This window comes from Rhizobacter sp. P3_B12 (assembly GCF_056402895.1).
This window is the reverse complement of sequence record NZ_JBFUGN010001573.1, coordinates 1-842: the sequence shown is the minus strand read 5'-3', so window position 1 is coordinate 842 and position 842 is coordinate 1. Positions and strand designations below refer to the sequence as shown.

Below are 842 nucleotides of genomic sequence, written 5' to 3'. Positions count from 1 at the left end.
CGCCGACACGGTGCGCGCCATGCAGCACCAGCGGCGGCAGGAAGCGCATGCCGCACAGCGCGGCGGTCTGCTCGTAGGGCGGCAGGAAGGCGTCGAAGTGGTAGCGGTTGTAGCTGTCGGGGCGGTAGGAGTCGTCCGGGCCGCCGGTGGACGAGACCAGCCACAGGTCCTTGCCGCGCAGCGCGTGGCCGTCCGGCCCGTAGGCCCAGCCGAAGCCCAGCACCTCGTCGACCCACAGCTTCATCAGCGGCGGCATGCTGTACCAGTGGATCGGGTGCTGCCACACGATGAGCTTGGCCTGCAGCAGCAGCGCGCGCTCGGCCTCGATGTCGATCAGGTAGTCGGGGTAGAGGCGGTACAGGTCGCGCACCGTGGCATGGCCGGATTTCTTGGCGGCCTTGTAGAGCGTGCGGTTGACGCGCGACTGCTCCATCTGCGGATGGGCGGTGAGCACGAGGACTTCAGAGGGGTTCATGGCAGGAGTGGACGGCGGGGGTAAGTATTGGTAGCCCAACAACGATAGTGTTCGTTAACATAACCGCAAACAAGGATCGTCAGGAGCAGTGCATGCCAGTGATCGTGGTGGCCAATCCGAAGGGCGGGGTCGGAAAGAGCACCTTGTCCACCAACATCGCAGGGTACATGGCCCAGGCCGGACATGCCGTGATGCTGGGCGATGTCGACCGGCAGCAGTCGGCCCGCACCTGGCTCTCGCTGCGCCCCGCGAACCTGCCGCCGATCACCGGCTGGGAGCTGACCCACGAGGAGGTCGTCCGCCCGCCCAAGGGCACGACGCACGCGGTGCTCGACACGCCGGCCGGCCTGCACGGCAAGCGCCTCGA

2 protein-coding genes are annotated in these 842 nt (G+C 67.3%); one reads left to right on the top strand and one right to left on the bottom strand.

Features of this window, described 5'->3' with window-relative positions; all coding sequences use genetic code 11:
• Window positions 1-475 (bottom strand): glutathione-regulated potassium-efflux system oxidoreductase KefF (gene kefF, locus AC1D01_RS36955; protein WP_477874818.1); only part of this gene is annotated, 475 nt, incomplete at its 3' end.
• A 92-nt stretch (window positions 476-567) separates the two neighbouring features.
• On the opposite strand from kefF, the gene AC1D01_RS36950 reads away from it, so the two are divergent.
• The coding region (locus AC1D01_RS36950; RefSeq protein WP_477874816.1) for a nucleotide-binding protein at window positions 568-842 on the top strand (275 nt) is incomplete at its 3' end.